The 20,053-nt window shown below is 69.8% G+C and carries 19 protein-coding genes, 1 tRNA gene and 1 other RNA gene; 16 read left to right on the top strand and 5 right to left on the bottom strand.

What is annotated here, in order from left to right:
* Nucleotides 1–63 precede the first annotated feature (63 nt).
* Nucleotides 64–136, top strand: a tRNA-Val gene (locus V2S05_RS04160).
* A 21-nt stretch (nt 137–157) separates the two neighbouring features.
* Here the strand turns inward: V2S05_RS04160 and V2S05_RS04155 are convergent.
* Nucleotides 158–997, bottom strand: a complete 840-nt coding sequence (locus V2S05_RS04155; protein WP_413634042.1) for an aldo/keto reductase — start codon at nt 995–997, stop codon at nt 158–160.
* A gap of 82 nt (nt 998–1,079) precedes the next feature.
* Here V2S05_RS04155 and V2S05_RS04150 point away from each other — a divergent pair, with 82 nt between their 5' ends.
* The 4 genes from V2S05_RS04150 (at nt 1,080) to rnpB (ending at nt 4,431) form a co-directional block, all read left to right on the top strand.
* A complete protein-coding gene (locus V2S05_RS04150; protein WP_271639638.1) occupies nt 1,080–1,481 on the top strand; it encodes a YchJ family protein in 402 nt (133 codons plus the stop codon).
* Between the two features lie 55 nt (nt 1,482–1,536).
* The gene (locus tag V2S05_RS04145) at nt 1,537–2,271 is read left to right on the top strand and encodes a zinc ribbon domain-containing protein (protein WP_413634041.1); all 735 of its coding nucleotides are present in this window, start codon (nt 1,537–1,539) and stop codon (nt 2,269–2,271) included.
* A gap of 54 nt (nt 2,272–2,325) precedes the next feature.
* Nucleotides 2,326–4,044, top strand: coding sequence for a bifunctional 3'-5' exonuclease/DNA polymerase (locus V2S05_RS04140; protein ID WP_413634039.1), 1,719 nt, complete (start codon nt 2,326–2,328; stop codon nt 4,042–4,044).
* A gap of 14 nt (nt 4,045–4,058) precedes the next feature.
* An RNA gene (gene rnpB / locus V2S05_RS04135) (RNase P RNA component class A) lies at nt 4,059–4,431 on the top strand.
* A 55-nt stretch (nt 4,432–4,486) separates the two neighbouring features.
* On the opposite strand, the gene ppgK is transcribed toward rnpB, so the two are convergent.
* Nucleotides 4,487–5,230 (bottom strand): polyphosphate--glucose phosphotransferase, encoded by a 744-nt coding sequence (gene ppgK / locus V2S05_RS04130; protein ID WP_271637524.1) that lies wholly within the window; start codon nt 5,228–5,230, stop codon nt 4,487–4,489.
* 68 nt (nt 5,231–5,298) lie between these two features.
* Between ppgK and V2S05_RS04125 the strand changes: the two genes are divergently transcribed.
* From V2S05_RS04125 to V2S05_RS04105, 5 genes are read left to right on the top strand one after another with little or no spacing between them, the layout of a single operon-like run.
* A complete protein-coding gene (locus V2S05_RS04125; RefSeq protein WP_413634037.1) occupies nt 5,299–5,514 on the top strand; it encodes an SPOR domain-containing protein in 216 nt (71 codons plus the stop codon).
* Nucleotides 5,515–5,516: 2 nt separating this feature from the next.
* Nucleotides 5,517–6,854: a glutamine synthetase family protein gene (locus tag V2S05_RS04120; RefSeq protein ID WP_413635231.1), complete on the top strand. Its 1,338-nt coding sequence runs from the start codon at nt 5,517–5,519 to the stop codon at nt 6,852–6,854.
* A 7-nt stretch (nt 6,855–6,861) separates the two neighbouring features.
* Nucleotides 6,862–9,840 carry a bifunctional [glutamine synthetase] adenylyltransferase/[glutamine synthetase]-adenylyl-L-tyrosine phosphorylase gene (locus tag V2S05_RS04115; RefSeq protein WP_413634036.1) on the top strand — a complete coding sequence of 993 codons (2,979 nt, stop codon included), beginning with the start codon at nt 6,862–6,864 and terminating at the stop codon, nt 9,838–9,840.
* A gap of 12 nt (nt 9,841–9,852) precedes the next feature.
* Nucleotides 9,853–10,803 carry a diacylglycerol/lipid kinase family protein gene (locus V2S05_RS04110; protein WP_413634035.1) on the top strand — a complete coding sequence of 317 codons (951 nt, stop codon included), beginning with the start codon at nt 9,853–9,855 and terminating at the stop codon, nt 10,801–10,803.
* Between the two features lie 56 nt (nt 10,804–10,859).
* Nucleotides 10,860–11,567, top strand: a complete 708-nt coding sequence (locus tag V2S05_RS04105) for a hypothetical protein (protein ID WP_413634034.1) — start codon at nt 10,860–10,862, stop codon at nt 11,565–11,567.
* A gap of 9 nt (nt 11,568–11,576) precedes the next feature.
* On the opposite strand, the gene V2S05_RS04100 is transcribed toward V2S05_RS04105, so the two are convergent.
* Nucleotides 11,577–12,902, bottom strand: coding sequence for a glycosyltransferase (locus tag V2S05_RS04100; protein ID WP_413634032.1), 1,326 nt, complete (start codon nt 12,900–12,902; stop codon nt 11,577–11,579).
* Complete coding sequence (locus tag V2S05_RS04095; RefSeq protein WP_413634031.1) at nt 12,899–15,043, bottom strand: glycosyltransferase; 2,145 nt, start codon at nt 15,041–15,043, stop codon at nt 12,899–12,901. The genes V2S05_RS04100 and V2S05_RS04095 overlap by 4 nt, the downstream gene beginning before the upstream one ends.
* Nucleotides 15,044–15,164: 121 nt before the next feature.
* Between V2S05_RS04095 and V2S05_RS04090 the strand changes: the two genes are divergently transcribed.
* The 6 genes from V2S05_RS04090 (at nt 15,165) to V2S05_RS04065 (ending at nt 19,070) form a co-directional block, all read left to right on the top strand.
* Nucleotides 15,165–16,346, top strand: coding sequence for a polysaccharide pyruvyl transferase family protein (locus V2S05_RS04090; protein WP_413634030.1), 1,182 nt, complete (start codon nt 15,165–15,167; stop codon nt 16,344–16,346).
* A gap of 319 nt (nt 16,347–16,665) precedes the next feature.
* Entirely contained in the window at nt 16,666–16,890 is a 225-nt protein-coding gene (locus V2S05_RS04085; RefSeq protein WP_413634029.1) for a helix-turn-helix transcriptional regulator, read from the top strand.
* Between the two features lie 215 nt (nt 16,891–17,105).
* On the top strand, nt 17,106–17,849 hold the full coding sequence (locus tag V2S05_RS04080; RefSeq protein WP_413634027.1) for a phage integrase central domain-containing protein: 744 nt from the start codon (nt 17,106–17,108) through the stop codon (nt 17,847–17,849).
* On the top strand, nt 17,843–18,235 hold the full coding sequence (locus V2S05_RS04075; RefSeq protein WP_413634026.1) for a tyrosine-type recombinase/integrase: 393 nt from the start codon (nt 17,843–17,845) through the stop codon (nt 18,233–18,235). The genes V2S05_RS04080 and V2S05_RS04075 overlap by 7 nt, the downstream gene beginning before the upstream one ends.
* Nucleotides 18,236–18,247: 12 nt before the next feature.
* Complete coding sequence (locus V2S05_RS04070; protein ID WP_413634025.1) at nt 18,248–18,514, top strand: hypothetical protein; 267 nt, start codon at nt 18,248–18,250, stop codon at nt 18,512–18,514.
* Nucleotides 18,515–18,626: 112 nt separating this feature from the next.
* Nucleotides 18,627–19,070: a hypothetical protein gene (locus V2S05_RS04065; protein WP_413634023.1), complete on the top strand. Its 444-nt coding sequence runs from the start codon at nt 18,627–18,629 to the stop codon at nt 19,068–19,070.
* Between the two features lie 487 nt (nt 19,071–19,557).
* Here V2S05_RS04065 and V2S05_RS04060 read toward each other — a convergent pair whose 3' ends face one another.
* On the bottom strand, nt 19,558–20,052 hold the full coding sequence (locus tag V2S05_RS04060) for an Lrp/AsnC family transcriptional regulator (protein ID WP_413634022.1): 495 nt from the start codon (nt 20,050–20,052) through the stop codon (nt 19,558–19,560).
* Nucleotide 20,053: the final 1 nt, after the last annotated feature.

The following is a 20,053-nucleotide window of genomic DNA, read 5'->3' as shown; positions in this document are numbered from 1 at the left end:
TCAGCCTATATCCGTTCGCAAGGACCGGTTCCGCGAATTCCGCACCGTAGAATGGGGGTACCAGGGCCTTTAGCTCAGCTGGTAGAGCGCCACGTTTACACCGTGGATGTCGTCGGTTCGATCCCGGCAGGGCCCACCGTACTCCAGCCGACCGGCGTCACATCTCCTCGTGCGTGGCCGGATCGGCGTCGAACAGGCGACCGTCCGCACGACCCAGCCCGGTGATCGCCTCGACCTCGGCGGCGTCGAGCACGACGGACGCCGCCTCGAGGTTGGTGCGCTGATGCTCGGGTGAAGAGGCCTTCGGAATCGACACGGTGCCCCGGGCGACATGCCAGGCGATGATCGCCTGCACGGGGGAGATGCCATGCCGCTCGGCGATCTCGACGACGACCGGCTCATCGAGCACCTGCGCCGCGCGGCCGAGCGGAGACCAGGCCTCGGTGAGGATGCCGCGCTCGGCATGGAAGGCGAGTGCCTCCTCCTGCGGGAAGTAGGGGTGCACCTCGATCTGGTTCACGACGGGCCGCACTCCCGTTGCCGCCTCGATGCGCTCGAGGTGCTCGGGAAGGAAGTTGGACACGCCGATCTGGCGGACGGTGCCGCGCTGCTGCGCGTCGACGAGACCCTGCCAGGCCTGCTCGTACCGCCCGGTGGTCGGGTTGGGCCAGTGGATGAGGTGCAGGTCGATGGCATCCAGTCCGAGACGGAATCGGCTCTCCTCGATGCTGGTCCGCGCCTTGGTGGTCTCGTGGTGCCGGCCCGGCAGCTTCGTGGTGACGATGATCTCGGAGCGGTCGACTCCGGATGCGCGCACTCCGGCGCCCACGGCGCCCTCGTTCTCGTAGTTGAAGGCCGAGTCGATCAGACGGTAGCCGAGGCCGATCGCCGAGGCGACCGACTGCGCACCGGCCTCGCCGTTCAACCGGTACGTGCCCAGCCCCACTGAGGGCAGCTGGAATCCGTTGTGGGCGGTGAAGACGGGAACAGTGGTCATAGTGGTGGTCCTCCGGGGCGTCGGTCACGCCCAGCCTAGGCGGGGCCAGGGCGTGCCCGCGTGTCAGCATGGAGGCATGTCGATGCCCGCGAGCGATCAGCGATGCCCCTGCACCAGCGGAGACGTGTTCGGCTCGTGCTGCGGCCCGGTGCTGGCATCCGGGTCCGCGCCGACCGCCGTGCGGCTCATGCGCTCCCGGTTCACGGCGTTCGCGATCGGCGACGCCGGGCATCTGCTGCGCACCTGGCACCCTTCGACGCGTCCTGACCTGCTCGATCTCGACCCCGGCATCCGCTGGCAGCGCCTGGACATCCTCGATCGGGAGGACGGCGGTCCGTTCGACGACCGAGGCGTCGTCGAGTTCGAGGCCTTCTACCGTGACCATCAAGGGCGGGGCACGCTGCACGAACGCAGCCGCTTCGTGCGCGAGAACAAGGTCTGGCTGTACGTCGACGGTGTCACCCGCAGCGGCCGGGATGCCTGAGGACCGGCTCGGGCTCTACGTCGACGGTGTCACCCGCAGCGGATAGATTTGAGGGGTGAAAGCCAGCCCCGAGCATCAGCGCCGCCTCCTCGACATCGCCGACCTGGATCGCAGGATCGCGCAGGCCGAGCGCGCCCGCACCTCACCCGCGCAGGGTGCCCGCATCAACGAGCTGGCCGCTCTGCGCCAGCAGCAGCTGGGCGAGCTGACCGCACTCACCGGTGTGCTCGACGACGCGAAGGCCGAGCTGACGCGGCTGGAGTCGGACGTCGCCCTCGCCGCGCAGCGGCGTGACAAGGATGCCGAGCGGCTGGCCGTCGCCACCGACCCGAAGCAGGCCCAGGCGCTCGAGAACGAGATCGAGAGCCTCGGGCGGCGCATCACCATGCTCGAGGACTCCGAGCTCGACGTGATGGCGCGCGTGGAGGAGGCGCAGGCGGCCGTCGACGCGCAGCAGGCGCTGATCGACCAGACCCAGGCCGAGGGCGCTCAGCTGACCGCAGCGGCGAAGGCCGACATGGCAGCGGCTGCCGCCGAGGGGGAGCACCTCGTCCGCGATCGTGCTGCCCTCGCCGAGAGCGTGCCGGCCGAGCTGCTCGCCGAGTACACCCGACGAGCCGCACGCGGCGGCATCGGCGTGGGCCTGCTGCGCCGGCGGATCTGCGAGGGGTGCCAGATGGTGCTCGCCGGCAGCGAGCTGGGCGCCGTGCGCGCCGCAGCGGACGACGACGTGGTGTCGTGCCCGGAGTGCGGCGGGATCCTCGTGCGCACCGACGAGTCGGGTCTGTGACGACCGACCGTCGCTCCGGCGGCGGTGTCGGACGCGACTGATGGACCGGATGCTGTGACCCCCGCCGCTGAGCCGTCGCATGCCGTGGTGGCGCGGTCGACGAGCGGCGGGTGGGTCATCGCTCTGCACGCCGGTGTCGATGCCGTCCCCGAGATCATCGACGTGCCGCACGACGAGCTCGTCTCGCGGGTGCACGAGCTCGAGCAGCGACGATCACCGCGGTGGACGGTGCGGAGCCTGCGCACGTTCTACCCGCCGCTGCTGGCAGCCGGGGTGCGTCTGCGCCGGGCGCACGATCTGCTGCTCTGCCACGCGATCCTGCGCGACACCGCGTCGCTGGCGCGTCCGCTCGCGCCATCGCGCCGCTGGCTGCGCGTCGACGACGACGTCGACGGTGCACCCGGGCAGCCGGGGCTGTTCGATGTCGGCGATGCGGCGGCCGAACGAGACGATGGCGTCGACGAGGTGCGCGAGCAGTGGCGCGCGCAGCTGGCGGCACTGGCCTCGGCACCCGATTCGCGCCTCGCGCTGCTGTGCGCGGCGGAGTCGGCCGGCGCCCTCATCGCGGAGGAGATGACTGCGGCCGGTCTGCCGTGGAGCACGCGCGTGCATCAGGGCATCCTCGAGCAGCAGCTGGGTGCGCGCCCCCTGCGCGGCGCACGGCCGGCCCGGATGGCGGCTCTCGCCGATCAGATCGGCCGGTGCCTTGACGATCCGGGCCTGAACCCCGACAGTCCACCCCGTCTGCTGCGCGCGCTGCACCGGGCGGGCGTGTTCGTCGACTCGACGTCGCGATGGGAGCTCTCGCGCGTCGAGCATCCGGTGGTCGGTCCGCTGCTGGAGTACAAGAAGCTCGCCAGGCTGTTCGCCGCGAACGGCTGGGCGTGGCTCGACGACTGGGTGCACGAGGAGCGGTTCCGTCCGGTCTATCTCACCGGGGGCGTGGTGACCGGACGCTGGGCGTCGTCCGGCGGCGGGGCGCTGCAGATACCCCGTCAGCTGCGCACCGCCGTGCGGGCCGACCCCGGGTGGACCCTCGTCGACGCGGATGTCGCCCAGCTCGAGCCGCGTGTGCTGGCTGCCATGTCGCGCGACAGCGCGATGGTCGACGCCGCGCGCGGGCGCGATCTGTACGAGGGCGTGGTCCGCTCGGGCGCGGTCACGACGCGCGACGAGGCGAAGTACGCGGTGCTCGGAGCCATGTACGGCGCCACCACGGGCAAGAGCGGGCAGCTCGTGCCGAGGCTGCGCAGCGTGTATCCCCGAGCCATGGCGCTCGTCGACGCCGCCGCGCGCACGGGTGAGCAGGGCGGCGTCGTGAGCACGCTGCTCGGTCGCAGCTCGCCCAGGCCCGACGACGCGTGGCGCCTCGCCCAATCGCAGGCGGGCGGGCCCGACGCCGCGGGCGCCGACGAGAGCCGGGCGCGCAGCAGCGCGCGAGATCGCGGACGCTTCACCCGCAACTTCATCGTGCAGGGCACTGCCGCCGAGTGGGCGCTGCTGTGGCTCGCCGAGATCCGCCACCGCCTGATGGCGCTGCCGCCGACATCGATGCCGGCACCGGCGTCGGGTCCGGTCTTCCGCGACCGAGCGCATCTGGCCTTCTTCCTGCACGACGAGGTGATCGTGCACGCCCCGGCTGAGCAGGCCGATGCCGTCGCGGGCATCCTGCGGGAGGCCGCGGATGCGGCCACCGCACGCCTGTTCCCCGGTTTCGCGATCGACGTCCCACTGGACGTGCACATCGCGGAGGACGCCGCGAAGGGCGCGTAGAATCGACGGGCGAGTGGGTCGGCCGGACGGCCGCGTGGCGCATGAGCGCACCGAGGAACGTCCGGGCTCCACAGGGCAGGGCGGTGGGTAACACCCACCCGGAGTGATCCGCGAGACAGTGCCACAGAGAGAAGACCGCCCGTTCGACCCGGAAGGGCCGGAGGGGTAAGGGTGAAAGGGTGGTGTAAGAGACCACCGGGGAGCGCGGTGACGCGCTCCGCCAGGTAAACCTCGCCCGGAGCAAGACCAGACAGAGGACGTTGACGCGGCTCGCCGAGTCCTCGGGTAGGTCGCTGGAACGACACGGCAACGTGTCGTCGAGAGAGATGGCCGTCAAGGGAGCGAAGAACTCCTGAACAGAACCCGGCGTACAGGCCGGCCCACTCGCCCCGAACATACAGGAAGGCCCGGTCGATGACCGGGCCTTCCTGCTGTACGCCGATCAGTCGGCGGCGAGAGCCGCCGCGCCGATGATGCCGGAGGCGTTGCGGTGCACGGCCGACACGATCGGCGTCCGCAGGTCGAGCAGCGGCAGGAACTTCTCGGGGTGCTTGGAGACGCCGCCGCCGACGACGAACAGATCGGGGCTGAAGAGGAACTCGACGTGCGAGTAGAACTCCTGCAGCCGGGCCGACCACTCCTCCCACGACAGGCTCTCGCGCTCCATCGCCGAGTACGCCGTCCACCGCTCGATCGACTCGCCGTCACGCTTGAGGTGCCCGAGCTCGGTGTTCGGCACGAGCACGCCGTTGTACATGAAGGCCGAGCCGATGCCCGTGCCGAGCGTCGTCATGATGGTCAGGCCCCGTGCGTCGCGTGCCGCACCGTGGCGGGCCTCTGCGACGCCAGCCGCGTCGGCGTCGTTGACGAACGTGATGCTGCGGTTCAGGCCGCTCTCGAAGAATTTCTCGGCCTCGAAGTCGATCCACTCCTTCGAGATGTTCGCCGCGGAGAGCGTGCGCCCGTACTTGACGATCGCGGGGAACGCCACGCCCAGCGGCAGCGTGGACTCGGCGACTCCCAGGGTGTCGAGAACCTCGCGCACGGTGTCGACCACGTCCGCGGGGTGGGCGCCCTCGGGCGTGGGCACGCGCACGCGATCCGAATCCAGAGTGCCAGTGGAGAGGTCGACGATGCCCGCTTTGATGCCCGTTCCGCCGATGTCGACGCCGATTGCTTGTGCCATGGCGAATAGCCTAGCGATGCACGAGCCAGCGATTAGGATCGTGACGAGATCCCGACGAAGGAGCTGACATGTCCGACGGCGACGAGAAGTACTGGTACAACCTCAGCACCGGGGAGGTCGAGTTCGGCATGCAGTCCGCATCGGTCGACCGGGTCGGTCCGTTCGACACCCGCGAGGATGCCGCCCGCGCCCCCGAGACCCTGCGTGAGCGCTCTCGCGCGTGGGCCGAGGAGGACGCGGCCGACGACTCGTGGGGCTCCAGCTCTCTCGAGTCCGGGCAGTGAGGGTGGACAAGCAGCGCGACTTCGTGCTGCGCACCATCGAGGAGCGCGGCGTCAAGTTCGTCCGGCTCTGGTTCACCGACGTCATCGGCACCTTGAAGTCGGTCGCCATCGCCCCCGCTGAGGTCGAGGGCGCGTTCGCGGAGGGGATCGGCTTCGACGGCTCGGCGATCGAGGGTCTGACGCGCACCTACGAGTCCGATCTGCTCGCACAGCCCGACCCCACGACGTTCCAGATCCTGCCCTGGCGCGGCGAGATCGACCCGACCGCGCGCATGTTCTGCGACCTGACCACGCCCGACGGCCGCCCGGCGGTCTCCGACCCGCGCAACGTGCTGCGGCGGGCACTGGCGAAGGCGGCGGATGCCGGATTCACCTTCTACACGCATCCGGAGATCGAGTTCTACCTGCTGAAGTCCTCGCAGCTGGGCCCCGAGGGCCCCGTCCCCGCCGACAGCGCGGGCTACTTCGACAACGTTCCCGGCGGCACCGCGCACGACTTCCGCCGCAGCGCCGTGCGGATGCTCGAGGACCTGGGCATCTCGGTGGAGTACAGCCACCACGAGGGCGGCCCGGGGCAGAACGAGATCGATCTGCGCTACGCCGACGCGCTCACGACGGCCGACAACATCATGACCTTCCGCACGGTGGTCAAGGAGGTCGCGATCGAGCAGGGCGTATACGCGACGTTCATGCCGAAGCCGCTGAACGACCACCCCGGCAGCGGCATGCACACGCACATGTCGCTGTTCGAGGGCGACGTGAACGCGTTCTACGAGGCCGGGGCCGAGTACCAGCTCTCGCTCACCGGACGCCGGTTCATCGCGGGCCTGCTGCGGCACGCCAACGAGATCGCCGCAGTCACGAACCAGTTCGTCAACTCCTACAAGCGCCTCTGGGGCGGCGACGAGGCGCCGAGCTTCGTCACCTGGGGGCATGCGAACCGCTCTGCGCTGATCCGCGTGCCGATGTACAAGCCCAACAAGGGGCAGTCGACCCGGATCGAGTACCGCGCGCTGGATTCGGCGGCGAACCCGTATCTCTCGTACGCGCTGATGCTCGCCGCCGGACTCAAGGGCATCGAGGAGGAGTACGAGCTGCCGCCCGAGGCCGAGGACAACGTGTGGTCGCTCAGCGATTCCGAGCGCCGCGCGCTCGGCTACGCGCCGCTGCCGGCGAGTCTCGACCACGCCCTCGAGTACATGCGCGACTCGGAACTCGTCGCGGAGACGCTCGGTGAGCAGGTCTTCAACTACGTGCTGCTGAACAAGCAGAAGGAGTGGGAGGCATACCGCGGCCAGGTGACGCCGTTCGAGCTCAAGAACAACCTCGGGCTGCTCTGAGGCGGCGATGGCGCGTCCTGATGCGTCCATTTCCCTGTCCGCGCTGGCACGGCTCGGCTTCGTCGAGCTGACCTCGGCGTCAGCCGACCTCACCGAGCTGTCGGAGCTGAGCGGTCTCGACCGCGTGCAGCTCGCCGACGGGATGGTCGCCGCCGACCCGGATGCCGCTGTGCGGGGGCTCGTCGCCGTCGCACGCCGTGATGCCGCCCAGGTCACGGCTGTGCTCACCGACCCCGCGGCGAGGGAAGCCGCATGGCGGCTGTTCGGGGCGTCCCGTGCACTCGGGTCGTTCTTCGAGCGGCATCCCTCGCGCCTGCGCGCCGATGCGCTGCTGCGCGCAGACCTGCCCGACGCCGCCGAGCTGACCGACCGGATGCTCGCAGCGGTCGACGCCGATGAGGGCTTCGCACGTGCCGCGGACGCGATCACGGCCCTGCGAGTCGAGTACCGCAGCTGCCTGAGTGAGATCGCGGCTGCCGACCTGTCGTCGGAATCCGCGACGGTCGCGATCGCCGGCGTCTCTGCCGCCCTCGCCGATGCTGCGGCCGCGGCTCTGGAAGCCGGGCTCGCCATCGCCCGCACAGCGGTCGCGGGATCGGGTCGCGTCGGCACGCGCGACGAGATCGCCGCGACGAGGCTAGCGATCATCGGCATGGGAAAGGCGGGCGCTCGCGAGCTGAACTATCTGAGCGACGTCGACGTGATCTTCGTCGCAGGAACGGCCGACGACGGCGTCGTCAGCGAGGCCAGAGCGATCGACATCGCCACGCGCCTGGCGCGCGAGACCATGACCGCTCTCAGCGGGGTGGAGATCGAGCCGCCGCTGTGGGAGGTCGATGCCGCCCTGCGTCCGGAGGGCAAGCAGGGCGCGCTGGTGCGCTCGCTGGCATCTCATCTCGCCTACTACGACCGCTGGGCGAAGAGCTGGGAATTCCAGGCGCTGCTCAAGGCGCGCCCGCTGGCGGGCGACGCCGACCTCGGCGCCGACTACATCGACGCCGTGCAGCCCAAGGTGTGGACGAGCGCCGAGCGGTCGGACTTCGTCGAGAGCGTGCAGCGGATGCGCGAGCGGGTCACCGACCACATCCCGGCCGACGACGTGCCGTACCAGATCAAGCTCGGTCCGGGTGGTCTGCGCGACATCGAGTTCACCGTGCAGCTGCTGCAGCTCGTGCACGGGCTCAGCGACGAGGGGATCCGCACCCGGGGCACACTGGAGTCGCTCGACGCGCTCGTCGAGGGCGGCTACATCGGGCGGGCCGAGGCGAGCGCCTTCGGCGAGCAGTACCGCATCCTGCGCCTGCTCGAGCATCGGCTGCAGCTGCACGACCTCACCCGCACGCACCTCATGCCGAGAGACGACGAGGGCATGCGGCGCCTTGCGAGAGCGACTGCGCTGGCCGACAGCGCAACGGGCCTGCAGGAGATCTGGGACGACGTGCGCCGTGCGGTGCGCGACCAGCACACGCGCCTGTTCTACCGTCCGCTGCTTTCGGCCGTCGCGGCGCTGCCGGCCGAGGAGCGCACACTTTCCACCGCACAGGCCGGCTCGCGTCTCGCCGCGATCGGGTTCCGCGACCCGGCAGGAGCACTGCGCCACATCGCGGCGCTCACGTCGGGTCTGAGTCGCAAGGCCACCATCCAGAAGCACCTCATGCCGGTGATGCTGCGCTGGTTCGCCGACGGCACAGACCCCGACTACGGGCTCATCGCCTTCCGGCGGATCAGCGAGCGACTCGGCGACACGCACTGGTTCCTGCGGATGCTGCGCGACTCGTCCGGGGCGGCGGAGAGGTTGACGCGTCTGCTCTCGAGCTCCCGCTACGTAGGCGAGCTGATGGAGTGGATCCCCGAGTCGGTCGCCTGGCTCGACACACCTGCCGCACTGCGGCCGCGCGGGGGTGCCGCCCTCGACGAGGAGGCCAGGGCCATCCAGACCCGGCACTCGACCATCAAGGATGCGCTGCGGGCGGTGCGCGCGCTGCGCCGGCGTGAGCTGCTGCGCACGGCGATGGGTGCGGTGCTCGACCAGGTCGGCGTCGACGAGATGGCGAGGGCACTGACCGAGATCACCGAGGTGACGATCCAGGCGGCGCTGCGTGCGGTGCGACGCGAGATCGTGCCGCCCGAAGACGATGCGATGGATTTCTCGATCATCGCCATGGGCCGCTTCGGCGGCGCCGAACTCGGCTTCGGCTCGGACGCCGATGTGCTGTTCATCTACGACCCGAACGGCATCGATCCGCAGCGCGCACAGCAGCACGCCGCGAAGATCGTCGCGGGCCTGCGCGAGCACCTGACCGATCAGCGTGTGCCGCTGGAACTCGACGCCGACCTGCGCCCGGAGGGCAGGAACGGACCGATCGTGCGCACCATCGAGGCGTACACGCAGTACTACCGCCGCTGGTCGCTGTCGTGGGAGGCGCAGGCGCTGCTGCGCGCGCGCGGGATCGCGGGCAGCGTCAAACTGATCGCCCGGTTCACCGAGCTCGCCGACAGCATCCGCTACCCGGAGAGTGTGTCTCTGCAGGGCGTGCGCGAGATCAAGCGGATCAAGGCGAGGGTCGAAGGCGAGCGGCTGCCGCAGGGAGTCGATCCTCGACGGCACCTGAAGCTCGGCCCCGGAACCTTGAGCGACGTCGAGTGGATGGTGCAGGTGCTGCAGCTTCAGCACGGTCACCGCGTGCCCGACCTGCGCACGACGTCCACCCTGCAGGCGCTCGACGCGGCGGTCCTCGCCGATCTCATGCCCGCCGACGACGCCGAGCGCCTGCGAGAGGCGTGGGTGCTCGCCAGCCGGCTGCGCTCGGCGATGACGCTGCTGACCGGCCAGACGAAGGACGTGCTGCCGAGCGAGATCCGCGAGCTCGACGGGGTCGGGCGTCTTCTGGGATATCCTGACCGCGCCGCCACCGTGCTCGAAGAGGATTACCTCCGTGTCACGCGCCGGGCGCGGCGAGTCTTCGAGAAGCAGTTCTACGGCTGAGATCCAGCCGTGATGAAGGGGGAGCAGATGGCGCAGCGCTTCGGGATCATCTGGAATCCGACCAAGATCGACGGCGAGGAGCTTCGGGGTGTCGTGACGACGGCCGTCCCGGCCGACACCGAGCTCATGTGGTGGGAGACCTCTGCCGACGATCCCGGTCGGGCGATGACAGCCGAAGCGGTGCACGCGGACTGTGACGTGGTCATCGCGGTGGGCGGTGACGGCACGGTGCGCACGGTCGCCGAGGTGCTCGCGTCGGCGGGGGAGAAGGCGCCGGCGTTAGGCATCGTCCCGCAGGGCACCGGCAACCTGCTCGCGCGCAACCTCGGAATCCCGATCGGCAGCATCCCCAAGGCGCTGGATGTCATCGTCGCAGGCGAGGAGCGTCGCATCGACATGGGCTGGACCCGCACCGACGATGCGGAGGTCGAGACCGGATTCCTGGTCATGGTCGGATTCGGTCTCGACGCGCACATGCTCGCCGAGACCGACGACGATCTGAAGGGCAAGGCGGGATGGCTCGCCTACGTCGCGGCGATGGGGCGTGCGGTCACCGCTTCCGAGACGGTCGACTTCCACATCACTCTCGACGACGGAGAACAGCAGACCTTCAGCGGCCACACGCTGCTGATCGGCAACTGCGGTGACATCCAGGGCGGGTTCACGCTGCTGCCCGACGCCGTGGTCGATGACGGGCGTCTGGATCTGCTGCTGATCAGCGCCGAGAACGTCACGCAGTGGCTGCAGACCCTGCGCACGGTGGTCTGGGACAACGGCATCCGCCGCCTTCTCGGAGGGGACGACGAGACGGTCAGCAACGATTTCACGCAGCACCTGACAGGCGAGGCTATCGCCGTCGCCCTGCCGGGTCCGGTGCCCTTCGAGATCGACGGCGAAGAGGCGGGCGACATCTCCAAGCTCGCCGTGCGCGTGCAGCCGGGTGCGCTGCGGGTGCGCTGCTGAGTGCGAGGTCATGCCGTCTTCCGTCGTCCCCTAAACTCAGTGGGAAAGGACGGTGCATGACCACCCTCGACTCAACGCTTCCCCCCGCACGGATCGTGATTCCCTGGCGCCCTGCGCCGTCGCGGATCGACGCCTTCGAACGCGTGGTCGCCTGGTACCGCGAGACGCTGCCGCAGATCCCCCTGCAGACCGTCGACACCGGCGATACGCCGTTCGTCCTCGCTGCATGCCGCAACGCCGCGATGCGCAACGCCGCCGCGGACGAGGTCGTCGTCGTGGGCGATGCCGACACCATTCCGGAGCGCGAGCCGCTGATCGCGGCGATCCGCGCCGCCGCCGACAGCCCGTTCGTGCACCTGCCGTACGACGAGTACCGCTGGCTCGGGCGCACCGGCTCCGCCGATCACGCCGCGGGGGTGCCCCTCGCGGACTGCACCGTCGAGCAGTACGTCGACGGTGCCTGCTCGGGCGTGTACGTGGCGACGCCGCGCGCCTGGGACAGTCACGGCGGTCAGGACGAGGGATTCCGTGGGTGGGGCTTCGAAGACGCGGCATGGTTCCTCGCGCACTCGACGATCCTCGGGGCACCGCCTGTGCGCCACCCCGGCCGCGTGTACGCACTGCACCACGTCGGCGAGGTGCGCGCGGGTGCCGCGTACGACGCGAACGCCGCGCGCATGGAGAGCTATCGTGCGGCGGCGGGCGACCCTGCGGCGATGGCGGCGCTGGTGGGGGCCGTGCGCCTGCCCGACGCGGTCGTCTGACCGCCCCGCTCACCCCGCCGGGGAGACGCGCGTCGGCGCAGCAGAGCCCGACACCGTCGCGTAAGCGATCGACGGACCCGGGCGCACCGCCTGCGCGGCAGCCGCCTCATCCAGCAGCGAGCGTCCGGAGAAGGCGGGATCGACGATGTCACGAAGGGCCGCGGCGAGCTCGTCGACCGACGCCGCGTTCGGATCGAGCGCGCGACCCGTCCCCGTGCGCTCGATCGCGGCAGCGCCCGTGAACTGGTCGGTGGAGAAGGGCAGCACGAGCAGCGGAACTGCGTGCCCCACGGCTTCGGTGACGGAGTTGTTGCCCCCGTGCGTCACGGCAGCGGTCGCTGAGGCGAGCAGGCGCACCTGCGGCAGGTACTCCGCGACCAGCCAGTCGTCGGGGATCGGTCCGAGAGCTGCGGCGTCCGTCGTGCCCGTGGCGATCGCCGCGCGCAGCCCGGCCTGGCGCAGCGCCGCCGCGACGCGGGCGAGCACATCGCCGCGCACCGACAGGAAGCTGCCGAAGCTCACGTACACGTAGGGGGTCCCCTCGGCGATCCATCCCTCGACGTCGGATGCGGCGGGCTCGTCGCGCAGCGTCGATCCGAGAAAGCGGTGCGGCGGCAGCTCTCTCCCGTCGCCGGAGGCGAGCTCCGCAGGGTAGTTGTAGAGGACGGTGTCGCCGTGCAACGCGAACGCATCGGCGACGTGTCGGGCATGCGGGTCGAGAACCACGGCCGCGTCGTTCCACTGGGCCGTGAAGCGCCGCGACACCTCCTCGCACAGCGTGCGCAGATCGCTCAGCTCGCCTTCCCCGGGCGTGAAGGCCGTCGGCCACGCGGGCGGGTAGCCGTAGACCTCGCCCGCGATCGGCAGCGCGCTCGGGTGGCCGAGAACGACGTCGCCGTAAGGGATTCCGCGGGTGTGCAGAGCCAGGCGCGCGCTGTAGGCCAGGTGATCGACGAGAATAGCATCGGGTGCGACCTCGTCGATCACCTGCAGGGTCGCTCGCGCCCGGTCGACCGGCTGCCACATGAGGTCGGTGAGGCGCTCGCGCGCCTGATAGGCGAGCGTGGGGACCATGCCCACGCGGGTCGCCGCGAAGAATCCCTCGAGTGACGCCGCCTCCTCGGCCTGCTGCTCCGAACTGCGGATGACGCCGGCATTCGCACCGCGACCGAGGGGCAGATCGACGCGGCGGTACCCGAAGTCGGCGACGATGCCCGCCGTCGCCGGTCCCGTCGCCACCACCACGTCCTCGCCCGCATCCCGCCAGGCTGTGCCGAGCGCGGCGAGCGGCAGCAGGTGCGAGGCGTAGTCGGGACTGATGATCAGCAGAGTCATACCAGCAGCTCCGCGGCTCGCTGCAGTTCGGCTTCGCTGCGGGCGACGGATTCGTACACCGGCGCGAGCTTCGCGGCCATGCCCTGGATCGTGAAGCGCTCCGCCACGAGATCGCGAGCGCGGGAAGCCGCTCGTGCATCTCCGCGCGCCGCGCGCTCGAGCGCGCGCTCGGCGGTCGCGATGAGCTCGGCGGGGTTCGCCGTCTCGGTGAGGAAGCCGGTCACATCGTCTTCGACATAGGTGGCCGGTCCGCCGCTGTCGGGTGCGACCACGAGCAGACCGGTGGCCATCGCCTCGAGGATCGCCAGACCGAACTCCTCCTTGAGGCTCGCGCAGACGTACACCCCACCGGGTGCGGCTCGATCGGGGAGCCCGAAGCGCGCCGCGGCGAGCCAGTCCGCCGCGACGTCGTTGGAGCGGTGGCCGGTCAGCAGCAGGCCGCGGGCCGCGCGCTCGGCCGCAGGGACAGCGGTGTCGATGCGGTCGAGCTGCTCGCGCTCGTCGACAGAGGGATGCTCGAGATCGCCGCCGACCACGAGCAGGTTGGCGGCGTCGGCGAGCGGTCCCTCCGCCCAGGCGCGCACGAGGGTGGCCATGCCCTTGATGCGGTGCATCCGCCCGACGGTGACGAGCAGGGGCAGGCGCCGACGCTGTTCCGGCAGCTCGTCGAGCAGTGCGCCGAGCTCGGCGAGCGCTGCGTCGGGCTCGGCACCCTCCGCGACCCGACGGGCGTGCGCGACGGCGCGATCGACGACCTCGAGGTCGACTCCCTCTGCGACTACCGTGTGGCGTTCGGGGTGCGAGGACATGTCGATGCCGATCAGCGCATGCATGTCGCGCTCGAGCTCGGGCCGTGGGAAGAACACCGAATGCGCGGCCGACGCGGCGAGACTCTGCACCAGGTGCGTGCGGAACCAGAAGTGCTCCGCCAGGTCGGCACGACCGAAGTCCTTCCTGGTGAGTGTGCCGGAGCGCTCGAGCGACGCGATGACGCTGTGCGGGTCGGGTGCGACCGTGAACACGGTGGGAATCCCCAGTTCGCGCGCCACATCGGCGGCCGCCAGGCTGCCGACGTCCGCCATCCGCAGATGCAGCACGTCCACCCGTCCCGCAGCACGCAGCAGGCGCCGGATGCCTCGTCGCACGCTCACCCGCAGCGGCCATGCCGCGGCCGAGCTGACCGGCGGGGGACTGAGCGGGATGTGTCCGTAGACATGACCGGTCTCGCCGCCCGCGACGCGCAGCAGATCGGGCCCGGCCTGGGCGGCCGTGCCCCGCGACAGGGTCAGTACACGATGCACGGCGGCCGGCTCGGCGACGAGAGCGTCGCCAAGGCGCACGAGAAGTGTGGCGATGCCGCCGTTGTCACCGGATCCGGCCGAAGACAGCGAGGGATCGATGTCCGCGTGCAGGAACAGCTGGGCGACGGTGAGTCCTTCGCCATCGGCGCGGTCGCTCGGAACGGGCTCCGCGTCGATCAGGGCGAGGCGGGCGAGGTCTCCGATCACACCGCCCTCGACGACGATGTCCTCCAGCGCGGCGATCGCGGCCGGCTCGCGGCGCTGACCGAGCGCGGCGACGGCGGCCTCCCGAACCGCGGACGCGGCCGCCGCGTCGGTCGCCCAGGCCCGCAGCGGTCGGACGGCGAGCGGATGGCGCACGAGCCCCATCGTCTCGACGAGCCGGGCGCGGGCGTCGTCGGAGAGAGCGCCGGTGCACGCGGTCTCCAGCGCCACAGCCATCAGCTCGGCCGCGCCCGTCGACCACTTCTCGAGCGTGTGCTGAGCGAGCATGCCGGCGAACCCGCCGTCGGCGACGAGCCGCACGAGACGACCGACGGCTTCCGGCCGCGCCGGTCTGCGTCCGAGCGCGTCAGCAGCGTGCTCGACGATGTACGGCCGTGGCGACGACAGCAGACTCGAGAGCAGCCGTGCGGCCTCTTCGTCGTTCATCTCCGCCAGAGCGTGCACGGCCGCGATCGCGGCGAGATCGTCATCGGCCGACAGAGCGGCCGACAGCACGCGCAGTGTGCGCACTCCGGGGTCGCGTCCTGCTTCGAACGCGAGGTCGTCGGCGGCGCGCATAGCCTCGATGATCGATGCGGATTCGGTGATGCGGTCCATCGCCGTCTGAATACCCATGCTGCCCTCCGGACGGGCGCCGACTGAGGCACCGATTCGAATCGTACTGCGGCGAGCGGATCGGGGTTTACGGTTGACAAGGCGCCGATCGTCGGCTCCGGATTCCCAGCGAAGGACAGGCGTGAGCGTTCTCACCATCGGCGACATCGGCGTGCTCTCCGACATGATCCACATCGGCGACGAGGCCATGTTCGAAGCCGCGCGCGACGAGCTCGCCGCCCGCGGTCTCGACGTCGTCGGCATCTCATCGGCGCCGGGGGAGTCCGCTGCCCGCTACGGCGTGCCCAGCGTGCCTCGCCTCGGGTTCGTCGGGCTCGACCGCGCTGCCGCCGCGCGCCGCTCGTCGCTTCTCGTGCACGTCGCGGAGGGACGCGCCGCGCTCGAGGCGGGCGATCCGGCCACGGCGGCTCTCGACGCCCTCGGCGAGGCGTCGGGCGTGCTCATCGCCGGAGGCGGCAACCTCGCCTCACGCTGGCCGGTGCATGTCTACGAGCGCACGACGCTCGCCGCGATGGCGCGGGCGCGCGATCTGCCTGTCGTGGTGTCCGGGCAGACCTTCGGGCCCGATCTCGATGACACCGACGCGGAGCGGGTCGCCGCCATGGCGCGTGCTGCCGCGCTGACCGGCGTGCGCGAGCACGCGTCGGCGCAGCTGGCCCGCCGATGGGGCGCACAGGTGCATGCCGGTGTCGACGACGCGTCGTTCCTCGGCGGTGGACCGACCGAGCTCGACGGGCCGCGTGCATCCGACCGCGTGCTGGTGAGCCTGTCGGGGTGGTTCGCCGGCCGTCCCGTCGACGAGGTCGAGCAGGGGATCGCGGCGCTGCTCGATCACGCCGCCGACACCGTGGGATCCGTCGTCTTCCATGCCCACTTCGGCCCCGAGTCGGCGGGCGCAGCGCCTGCCGGCGATGCTGCGCTGCACGAGCGGGTGCGCGCCCGGATGCGGCGCCCGAGCGAGGTCGTCCCGAGCGGCGACTCGCCGACCGCCGCGCGACTGGCCCGCACGGCGCGACTGCTCGTCACCAGTCGCTACCACCCGGCCGTGTTCGCCGCGCCGGCGGGGGTGCCGATCCTCGCTCTCGCCGCCGACGAGTACACGCGCATCAAGCTCACGGGCGCGCTCGCCCACTGGGGACAGGACGGCGTCCTCGACCTCGATGATCTGACGGATGCTCCCCGGCGACTCTCCGCGATCGCCGCAACCGCGGCGTCCACGACGGGCTCGGCTGCCGAGCGCATTCATCGGCACCGCACTGACGCCGCCCGGTGGTGGGACACGGTCGCAGACGCGCTGCGCTGACCAGCCCACGCGCTGCATCGCCCCGGAACGCGAGAAACCACTTCCGGCGTGAGCCACTCGCTCACGCGTTGTGCCTCAGGCAGGAAGTGGTTTCTCGGTGGGTGGGTACTCAGCAGCCGTAGTAGAGCTCGGCTTGAGGATCTGAGATTCGGAGGGTGTTCCACAGGATCGGACTCCCTTGCAAACTCAAGGAAGTGCGATGTTGAGCAGGGGGTGGGTCGCTGATGCGGCCGTCCGAGAACCTGTCCGTTTTGCCGGAGCTTGGCCGCCCTACGGGGCTTCCTGGGGGTCTACGGGAGGTGCCGCCTACCTCCTTGGTATGAGCGCCGACCGTGCTCGTCTCTGGACTCCCCAGGAGCTCGCCGACTATACGGGCATCCCCATCAGGACACTCGCTGACTGGCGGACGGAGCGCGCGCGCTGCCGAGGTCTCGGATTGCCGTTCGTCGCACTCTCGGCGCACAACGTCCGCTACCGCGATGAGGATATCGAAGCGTTCATCGCAGGGCGGATCGTCGCCCCGATGGACGGGGCGGTCGACTGATGGCGCGGCCGAAGCGCGCGCTCGGCGAACTCGGCAAGGTGACCTACACCCTCGAGCCGAGCGGTCTCGTCATCGCGCGAGGACGGGTCTACGACGGCAACGGGCGCGAGCGTCGTCCGAGCGGCAGGGGCGCGACCGAAGCTGAGGCGCTGGCCGCATTGCAGGAAGCGGCCGATGTTGCCGTCGGTCGAGTCTCGACACGACGCACGCAGTTCATGACCGTCGCGGAGTTGGCGACGGCGTGGCTCAAGACGGCGTATCACGACGACGACCCGCGGGTGCTGCGCCAACGCCGCGAACAGACCGTCGATGGTTACGCATCGGTGGTCCGAGCGCATGTCACCCCTCGCGCCGGAGCCATCCCTATAGCCGACATCACCTCTGATCGCGCTGACGGGCTGATCATGGACATCGCACGGGAGAAGTCGGTGACGACCGCGAACAAGGTTCGTAACGTGATGTCGCTCATGTTCGATTGGGCGATCCAGCAGGGACACTTCTCGGCTGCCGGGTCGATCCAGCAGACACGGTATGGAGCGGTCGTCGTGGCGAACCCCATCCGTGCGACCCGGCGAGCGGATGAGCCGGACACGATGTACTTCGAACTCGACGCGGTGCAGGTCAAGTACATCCTCCACCTCATCCGCAACGTGTGGCCGGAGCGACACCGAGTTCGGTATCCCGTGGGCCGGCGGCCCAACTACAAGCTGCTCGCCGATTACATCCTCATCACGCTCGGCACCTCCCAGAGGACCGCGGAGCCGATTGCGATCCGATTCCAGGACGTGCGGTTCGAGGCGGTGGAGCAGCCGGACGGAAGCCTCACGATGGAGGCGCTCGTCTGGGTCGGGGGACGATGGTTCGTACGAAGTCCCGCGGCCTGTTCCGTCAGGACTCGCCCAAGGCGGAGCGGCAGAAGCGTTGGGTTCCCGTTCCGAAGTTCGCGGCCAAGGTGCTGAGCGAACTCGTGGCCAGCCACGTTCCTGATCCCGAACGGAATCCCGACGACGCGGTGTTCATCACCGAGCGCGGCCGTCCGCGCGACCCCAGCGCAGTCGGCGAGCTGCTACGGATGTTCCGCCGCGAGTTCGACCCGGAGCTCTCGGCTATCGGCGTCGACGCAGAGCACCTCACCTTCCGCAGCCTTCGCAAGGCCGTCGCCGCGGCGGTATTGGACACGGCCGGCGTCGAAGTCGCACGCGATCTGCTCGGACACAGTGACGCGGCGATCACCGAAAGCCACTACGCGAAGCGCCCCGACCTCATTGTCGAAGTCGCGGCCGACGCGCTCGACGAGGTGTTCGCGAGCATTGACGCAGGAAAGGCCGCGAAGAGGGAGACCTGACAACGCACGATTGTGAGCAACTACGAGCCCCTGCTGCGCACGTTCGTCGCCGACAACGCTGCGGCGCTCACCGCCTGGGATGTCGATGTGGACGACTTCACGACACTCGTGTATCGACGCACGACGGCGACATTCGTCGAGCGCCCCGCTGGAATCACACTCGCTTCGCGACTGCTCGGCCACGCGAACGAGCAGATCACGCGCGCGAGCTACGTCGTCTGCGCCGTCGAGGTCGACCTGAGCAGCATCGACATCCTCGACGAAGTTCTCGGATCCTGACAGGCAGGGAAGGTGCAACATGCGAACAGGGCGACCGCCGCTCGTACTCGGCACACACGGCACGATCACCACCCGCTCCGTCGGCAATGGGCGCACACGCGCCATCGCACGATTGCGGCTGTGGGATGGAGAACTCCATCGAGTCACAGCCACCGCAGACACCGCGACAGACGCCCGCGCACGGCTGGAACTCCGAATCGCGGAGCGACTCCGGCTGTCGGAGCTGGATGCCTGGCGTTATCTCACGCCCGACGACCCCTTCGACGAACTCGCCTACGTGTGGCTCGGCGACCTCGCCTGGCTCTCCGATGTGAGCGAGGCTACGTACCCGCGGTGTGAACGCGTGGTTCGAACGCAGCTCACGCCGGCGTTCGGCGACTTGACGATCGGCGAGATCACCGCGGACCGGATCGAACATCACCTGGCTGCTCAACTGGCCGCATCAGAGGACGCCGCCTCCTCACGCGACGCGATCCAGTTGCTCCTCGGCTTTGCGGTCGGCGAGGGCGTGATCCTCTCGAACCCGATGGAGGTTGCGGCGGCATGGAGCGCCTAGACGTCGCGGCGATCTGAGCGTCTACAGGGAGCTTGTTCGTGGACGCATAGGACTGCGCCGCGACGAGCGTCGGCGCGATGTGGGACATGACCGCTGACGGAGCTCGTCGCGGAAGGAGCGGCTTCTTCAATTCGGGCGCGCGCCGACCTCGGCGATGAAGCGCCAGCCGCTCCTTTAGCGCAGCACGAGATTCGAACCGGCATCAAGGGGTCGCAGGTTCAAATCCTGCCCGCCCGACCGGAGACCGTTAGAATCTCACGGGTTCGCGGAGCCTGACTCGCCCCGGCATGTTCGGAGAGCCGTTTGCTGGTGTCAGCCGGCTCTCTCAACCGGTTCGTTGCGAGCGTAGTCGAGTTGCTCGACCTCGAGGGGTGTGAGGTCGTCGATGGAGCCATGGGTGCGTTCGGTGTTGAACCAGAGCACCCGGGATGCGGTCGCCGCCTCGACCTGATCGACGTCTCAGTCGCCGGGCGGCTGATCGTGGTGTTCAGGACGATGCGGGACAGCGTTCTCGCGGGCGGCGACGTCGAGCAACGAAGGTCATGCGGAAGGGGATCAGTTCGCGCAAATAAACGCTCGTCTGCGTTCTACTGATTCCCGGGCACAACCGGACCGCTTCCGTCACGCGATAGAGGTCGTCTGCGTCAACGGCGACCACCCTCATCAGAAGATCCTTCTCGCCCGCCGGTGCATAGCAGTCGAGTACTTCTGGCACCTTTTCGAGCGCAGCGATCGCATCCATCAGACGACGCTGGTCAACTTCTGCCTCAAGGAGTGCGATGACGCTGCGGCCGAGGGCTGCCGGTCGTAGCCGGGCGCTGTTCGGGAGTAACGCGTCCGTGCGCTCCAGCTTGGCGAGCCGGGCGTAGACCGTCCCGCGGGCCAGGCCCAAACGCTGCGCGAGCAGCGCGACCGGCAGTCGCGGATCGGTGTCGAGCTCCCGCAGGATCCGGCGATCGGTCTCGTCGATGTTGTGAGACATG

Source organism: Microbacterium sp. OR16, from assembly GCF_047306725.1.
GTDB lineage: Bacteria > Actinomycetota > Actinomycetes > Actinomycetales > Microbacteriaceae > Microbacterium.
This window is presented reverse-complemented; position numbering and strand designations above follow the sequence as displayed.